Genomic DNA, 6341 nt, shown 5'->3' on the forward strand with positions numbered 1-6341 from the left:
GTCGTGGATGGGGCGAAAAGTTCCCGGCTATGCTGCCCCCGCTCGAACGACAAGCTCCAGGGAAGCCGAACGCGCCTCGACAGGCTCTCAGGCGAAGGCGGCGAGCGACCGCGTCGCCGCGATCAGCCATTCGCGGGTCTCCGGGTCCACCAGATCGGCGAGAGTCTCGCGCACCCGGGCATGGTAGGCGTCGAGCCAGGCGGTCTCGTCCGGGGTGAGCAGGTCGGGCACGACGAGCGCGAGGTCGAAGGGGGCGAGCGTCAGGGTCTCGAAGCCGAGCATCGGGCGCTCGGCGCCCGCCATCGCCCGCTCCTCGACCAGGACCAGGTTCTCGATCCGGATGCCGAAGGCGCGGGTCTTGTAGTAGCCCGGCTCGTTCGAGACGATCATCCCGGGCTGAAGCGCCGCCGTGCCGGTCTTGGCGATGCGCTGCGGCCCCTCGTGCACGGACAGGAAGGCGCCGACGCCGTGGCCGGTGCCGTGGTCGAAGTCGAGGCCGGCCTCCCAGAGCGGGCGACGGGCGAAGGCATCGATCTGCGCCCCCGTGGTGCCGCGGGGAAACACCGCGGTCGCGATGGCGATGTGGCCCTTGAGCACCCGGGTGAAGCGGTCGCGCATCTCGGCGCTCGGGGTTCCGACCGCCACCGTGCGGGTGATGTCGGTGGTGCCGTCGCCGTATTGCGCCCCGGAATCGATCAGGAACAATTCACCGGGCTGCACCCGCCGGTCGGTGCCGCGGGTGACGCGGTAATGGACGATGGCGCCGTTCGGCCCGGACCCTGAGATGGTCGGGAAGGCGATCTCGCGTAACGCATTGGTCTCGGCCCGGAACGCTTCGAGCGTCACCGCCGCGTCGATCTCCGACACCCCGCCGCCGGGGGCCTCGCGGGCGAGCCAGGCGAGGAAGCGGGTCACGGCGGCACCGTCGCGGCGATGCGCGGCGCGGGCGCCGTCGATCTCGGCGGCGTTCTTCACCGCCTTCATGGCGGTGATCGGATCGGGACCGACATCGAGCGTGCCGCCCGCCGCGGTGATCCGCCGGCCGAGCGCCACGGCGCCGGTGGCCGCATCGACCCGCACCCGGGCCTTGGCGGTGCCGAGGGCGTCGAGGGCCGCCGGCAGCGCGCCGGGCTCGTCCCGCTCGGCGAGGCCGTTGAGGGCGCGCGCCGCCTCGTCCGTCACCTTCTCGGGCTCGAGGAAGAGGCGCGCAACGCCCTCCCGCGGGATCACCGCGTAGCCGAGGGCGATGGGAGTATGCGCGACGTCGCCGCCGCGCAGGTTGAACGCCCAGGCGAGGTTGTGCGGGTCCGAGACGACGAGGGCGTCGAGCCGCGCCTTGGCCAGGGCGTCGCGGACGCGCGCGAGCTTCGCGGAGGCCGCCTCGCCGGCCAGGTTTTCGGGATGAGGCACCACCGGCGCGCGCGGGGCGGCCGGCCTGTCGATCCACACGAGATCGACGAGGTTGAGCGGCGTCGCTTCGACGCGCCCGCCCGCTCCCTTGGCGGCGCGCTCCAGCCGGGAAAGCCCGTCCGGCGTGTGCAGCCAGGGATCGTAGGCAAGCACCCCGCCCGCCGGCAGGTTCGCCTCGATCCAGGCTTCCACACTGGTCTCGGCGAGCGGCACCGGGGTGACGACGCCCGTATCCACCTGCTCCTCGGCCTGCAGGGTGTAGCGCCCGTCCACCACCAGGGCGGCCTTGTCGGCGAGCACGACCGCCGTGCCGGCCGAACCGGTGAAGCCGGTGAGCCAGGCCAGCCGCTCGGCGTTGGGGGGCACGTATTCCGACTGGTGCTCGTCGGCCCGCGGCACGACGAAGCCGGCAAATCCCCGTTGCACCATCGCGGCCCGGAGCGCGGCGATCCGCGCCGCGCCCTCCCGGTGGCTTTGATCCTCGAAGCTCTGGAAGCGGGCGGTCTGGCTCATGCTCCCAGGCGTACGACGCCGCGGGCAGGGCGGCAACCGCCCAACCCCCTCAATACAGGGGCTGCAGCCGCACGTTCGGCACCGCGAAGGGGCCGACGACCACCCGCCCGCCGGTGAGGCGCACGGTCGGCAGCACCTTGAGCGGCGGCTCGCCGGGCCGGTCCTGGGAATTCGCCCCAGTCCCCTGTCCTTGGCCCGGCGCCGGCTCCTTGCGGCGCCCGCCGAGGAACTGGCCGACGATGTTGCCGATCAGCGCCGCGCCGTCGCCGCCGAGCCGGGCGCCGATCTGCTCGCTGATCAGCGGCGCGATCACCTGCTCCAGGCCGGCGGTGCGCACGTCGAACTGCCCGGTCGGGCGGTGCTGGTCGTCGAGGCCGACGACCCCTTGCGCCCGCAGGCGCCGGCTGCCCTTCTCGGCGGCGAGGCTGGCGATCTCCACCGTGCCGCCGGCCTCGCGCCAGCGCTCGAGCTCCTGCGGGACCGGCCGGGTGCGGAAGCCCGTGGCCCGGGTCACGGTGGCGTCGAGCGCGATGTCGGCGGGCTCGGTCCCGCCGAGAATCGGATCGAGCACGGGCAGGCCCGCCCGCAGCACCCGGGCGCTCAGGTCGACGGCGCCGTCGGCGGCAAAGCGCCCCGGCGTCGGCCGTGCATGCAGTTCCAGGTGATCGACGGTGAAGTCGATCGGCGAGGGGTCGGCGCCGGTGACGGCGCCCTTGAGTCCGTCCGCCACCAGGGAGGCGCGCTGGAAACCGTCGCCCGTGACGTGCAGGCTCGCCTCCAGCTGGGTCCAGGTCACGTCCGCGTCGAGCCCGCCCTGCTGCACCCGGAACGGCCCGGTCGCCTCCAGGATCACGTGGCGCGGCTGATAGACCTGCGCCACGGCCACCAGCGGGCCGGTGGTGAAGCGCACGTCGGAGCGGGCAAAGCTCAAGGAAGCGCAGCGCAGTTCGAATCGGAACGGGAAGCCGGTCAGCGAGCGGTCCTGGCAGGTCCATTGCCGGCCGGCCTGCGCCTCGCGGGCAAACCACCCGTCGATCTCGCCCTCGGCCTTGCCCCGCAACCAGAACCAGCCTGCGCTCCAGGCCAGGCCCAAGAGGACGAGCAGCGCGAACGGTGCGAACAGGCCGAGGCGCAGGCCCGGCCCACGGCCCGGATTCCGGCTCGGCGGCGTCTCGTCGGTCGGCCCAACGGTGGTCGGCCTGTCCATCGGCATGATCCCGGCTCTGCGGCGGCCCGGCACGGGCCACCCGGATTGAACCGCGTCCCCGTAGCTGCTACCGGCCGCGCCCGGCAAGGGATGCAAGTTCGCAGGCACGCTCACGAGGTCGTGCCGGACGGACACTTGCCGGGAGGAAACGAGGCGATGGGGGCGGGCGAACCGTCGGATCTCTGGGTGTTCGGCTACGGCTCGCTGATGTGGCGGCCGGGTTTTCCATTCGTGGAGAGCCGGCCCGGCCGCCTGCGCGGCTATCACCGCTCGCTCTGTGTGCTGTCGCACGTCCATCGCGGCACGCCGGAGCGGCCGGGCCTGGTGCTCGGGCTCGACCGCGGCGGCTCCTGCCGCGGCATGGTTTTTCGGGTCGCGTTCCCGGAGGCCGCCGCTACGCTGGCTTACTTGCGCGAGCGCGAGCAAGTCACGGCGGTCTACGTCGAGCGGGTGCTCGGCGTCACCCTCGACGACGGGCGCCGAATCGAGGCGGTGACCTACCTCGTCGACCGCCGTCACCCGCAATATGCCGGCCGACTGCCCGAGGCCGAGCTGGTGCGGCTGGTGCGCCAGGGCCTCGGCCGCTCGGGCGCCAACCCGGATTACGTCCGCCACACTCACGACCAGCTCGTCGCCATGGGCATCCCCGACCCGATGCTCGCCCGCCTCGCCGCCGCCTGCGCGGTGCCGAGCCCGTGAAAGCGCGGCCGGGTCGAGCTCGGCCGTGCGCGCGATCATTTCCGGTTCAGGCGCGTTAGGTCGATAGGGACGGAAGATTCCGAACGACGGCCCGAACGGGCGAGCCGGAGCGCCTGCGCATTGATGAATCCCACCTCCCACCTCGCCCTGATCAACCTGTTCGTCGGCGACATCCAGGGCGGGCTCGGCCCCTTTCTCGGCACCTGGCTGGCGCAGGCGGCGCAATGGGGGCCGAGCGAGGTCGGCCTCGTCACCACCATCGTGGGCTTCGCCACCCTCGCCCTGAGCGGGCCGCTCGGTGCCCTCGTCGACCGGCTCGGCCGGCCCCGGCTGCTGATCGCGGCGGCCTGCGCGGCGATCCTCGTCGGCACGCTGCTGCTGCTGCCGGCCCGCTCGTTCATGACCGTGCTCGCCGCGCAGTTCGTCGCCGCCGCGGGCGGCACCCTGGTGGTCCCGGCGGTGACGGCGCTGACGCTCGGGATGGTCGGCAAGCAGGCGTTTCCGAAGCAGCAAGGCCGCAACCAGGCCTGGAACCATGTCGGCATCCTGGGGGCGGCGCTGGCGATCAGCTTCGGCACCCCGCTCATGGGTCCGAGCATCGCCTTCTGGGTGCTCGGCGGTCTCGCGGCCTGCGCCATCATTGCCGCGCTGACGACGCCGAAAAAGGCCTATAACGGCCGCCGCGCCGTGGGCTGGAAGGAGGACGACCCGGACGACACCCCTGAGCGCTCCGGCATCCTCAAGGTCCTGTCCGACCGGCGCCTGCTGATCCTCTCGGCGGCGCTCGCCCTGTTCAACCTCGCCAACGGCTCGATGCTGAGCCTGCTCGGGCAGAAGCTCGTCGCCGCGGGCCAGGACGGCACCGGCTGGACCGCCCGCTACGTCATCGTCGCGCAAGCCGTGATGATCCCGGTGGCGCTCTTTGCCGGGTCGCTGGCCGACCGGCGCGGCCGGCGCCAGCTCCTCCTCGTCGCCTGTGCGGTGCTTCCGGTCCGCGCGCTCCTCTCGGCGTTCCTGTCCGATCCGTACTGGCTCGTCCTGGCGGAGGTGCTCGATGGCGTCGCCTCGGGGGTGATCGGCGTCGCGGTGCCGGTGGTGGTGGCGGACCTGACCTGGGGCACGGGCCGCACCCAGACGGCGCTCGGCACCGTTGCGGCGGTGCAGGGCGTGGGCGGTGCCCTCTCGGGTTGGGTCGGCGGCCTCCTCGCGCTCCATCTCGGCTGGACCTGGGCCTTCCTGGCCCTGGCGGCTCCCGCCGTCCTCGCCCTGGTCCTGGCGCTGTGGCTGGAGGAGACCTGCGCCCCCGGAGGGCAGGACGGCGCCGGCGCCGCCTGCAGCCAGTCGAAGCCGCCTGAAGGGGCCGAGCCGCACCGCGGCGCGGTGGAGGCCTCGGCCGGCCCGTGACTGCGCCGGGGATTGCCCCGGGGTCCCACTGGACAGGCCGGAGGCCGCCGTGATGCTATCGCGGCCGTCACCCCCGAGGCTCCTGAGGTGAGTGCGCCATCATGAAGACGCTCCTCGTTCCGGTCGCCCGCCACACCCTGCTGGATTCGGTGCTCGACACCGCGATCCTGACCGCCCGTCGCTTCGGCGCCGGCATCGAGGGGTTCGGCCTGCGCCCGGCGCTCGCCGAATACGTCCCCGTCGACATGGTCGGGGGCATGACCTGGGTGCGCGACGAGGAAACCGACCTCGTCGAGGCACGCGATTGCGGCGGGTTGTTCACGGCCGCGATGGAGCGGGCCGCCATTGCCCGCGAGAGCGCCGATATCGGAAAGAACGGCCCGCGCTGGCGCTGGCGGCCCGACGCGCCTCCCGGCGACGGCTTCCTGGCGCAGCATGCGCGGCTGTTCTGCGCCACCGTGGTCGGCCGGCCCGGCAGCGGGGAGGGGGCGCCGCGCATGACGACCCTGGAGGCGGTCCTGTTCGAGAGCGGCCGCCCCCTGATCATCGCCCCACCGACCTCGCCCGCCAGCATCGGCGAGACCGTGGTGATCGCCTGGAACGGTTCGACCGAGACCGCCCGCGCGGTCGCCTTCGCGGCGCCGTTCCTGCGCGGCGCCTCTCGGATCGAGGTGCTGGGGGTCGATGCCGGCATGGTGCCGGGCCCCAGCGCGGAGGAGATGGCCGCGGCCCTCAACCGCGAGGGCCTGTCGGCGCAAGGCCGCACGATCGCCGCTGGCCGCCGCACCGTCGGCGAGATTTTCTTGACCGAGGCCGAGGCGATCGGCTGCGACCTTCTGGTCAAGGGCGCCTATACCCAGAGCCGCCTGCGCCAGATGATCTTCGGCGGCGCCACCAGCCACATCCTCGCCCATGCCGGCATGCCGGTGCTGATGGCGCATTGACGGGACTCATGAGCGATTTCACCCTCGACCCGCGGCTCGACGCCGATACGATCCTGCTCGGCGACCTCGCCCTGTCGCGCGTGCTGCTGCTCGACGACAAGCGCTTCCCCTGGCTCGTCCTGGTGCCGAGGCTCCCCGGCGTCTCGGAACTCACCGACCTTTCA

General features: G+C 73.0%; 6 protein-coding genes (1 of these 6 cut by a window edge). 4 read left to right on the plus strand and 2 right to left on the minus strand.

Translation table 11 applies throughout. The annotated features are described in order from the left end of the window. Positions 1-87 precede the first annotated feature (87 nt). The gene (locus HBB12_RS16025) at positions 88-1923 is read right to left on the minus strand and encodes an aminopeptidase P family protein (RefSeq protein WP_236990264.1); all 1836 of its coding nucleotides are present in this window, start codon (positions 1921-1923) and stop codon (positions 88-90) included. A 49-nt stretch (positions 1924-1972) separates the two neighbouring features. Continuing rightward, on the minus strand, positions 1973-3130 hold the full coding sequence (locus tag HBB12_RS16030) for a DUF2125 domain-containing protein (protein WP_236990265.1): 1158 nt from the start codon (positions 3128-3130) through the stop codon (positions 1973-1975). A gap of 156 nt (positions 3131-3286) precedes the next feature. Here HBB12_RS16030 and HBB12_RS16035 point away from each other — a divergent pair, with 156 nt between their 5' ends. The 4 genes from HBB12_RS16035 to HBB12_RS16050 all read left to right on the plus strand — a co-directional run. After that, positions 3287-3829: a gamma-glutamylcyclotransferase gene (locus tag HBB12_RS16035; protein WP_236992799.1), complete on the plus strand. Its 543-nt coding sequence runs from the start codon at positions 3287-3289 to the stop codon at positions 3827-3829. A 123-nt stretch (positions 3830-3952) separates the two neighbouring features. Further along, complete coding sequence (locus HBB12_RS16040) at positions 3953-5233, plus strand: MFS transporter (protein WP_236990266.1); 1281 nt, start codon at positions 3953-3955, stop codon at positions 5231-5233. Positions 5234-5334: 101 nt separating this feature from the next. Beyond that, on the plus strand, positions 5335-6177 hold the full coding sequence (locus HBB12_RS16045; RefSeq protein WP_236990267.1) for a universal stress protein: 843 nt from the start codon (positions 5335-5337) through the stop codon (positions 6175-6177). An 8-nt stretch (positions 6178-6185) separates the two neighbouring features. After that, positions 6186-6341, plus strand: partial view of an HIT domain-containing protein gene (locus HBB12_RS16050; RefSeq protein ID WP_236990268.1) — the start only. The gene runs 258 nt beyond the window's last position; only the first 156 of its 414 coding nucleotides appear in the window; it begins with the start codon at positions 6186-6188; its stop codon lies off the right edge, out of view.

This window comes from Methylobacterium sp. SyP6R, from assembly GCF_019216885.1.
GTDB lineage: Bacteria > Pseudomonadota > Alphaproteobacteria > Rhizobiales > Beijerinckiaceae > Methylobacterium.

Bases quoted from the DNA above. Each gene is read 5' to 3' on its own strand.
- HBB12_RS16025 (WP_236990264.1), bottom strand. From the start codon at position 1,923: ATGAGCCAGACCGCCCGCTTCCAGAGCTTCGAGGATCAAAGCCACCGG.
- HBB12_RS16030 (WP_236990265.1), bottom strand. From the start codon at position 3,130: ATGGACAGGCCGACCACCGTTGGGCCGACCGACGAGACGCCGCCGAGC.
- HBB12_RS16035 (WP_236992799.1), top strand. From the start codon at position 3,287: ATGGGGGCGGGCGAACCGTCGGATCTCTGGGTGTTCGGCTACGGCTCG.
- HBB12_RS16040 (WP_236990266.1), top strand. From the start codon at position 3,953: ATGAATCCCACCTCCCACCTCGCCCTGATCAACCTGTTCGTCGGCGAC.
- HBB12_RS16045 (WP_236990267.1), top strand. From the start codon at position 5,335: ATGAAGACGCTCCTCGTTCCGGTCGCCCGCCACACCCTGCTGGATTCG.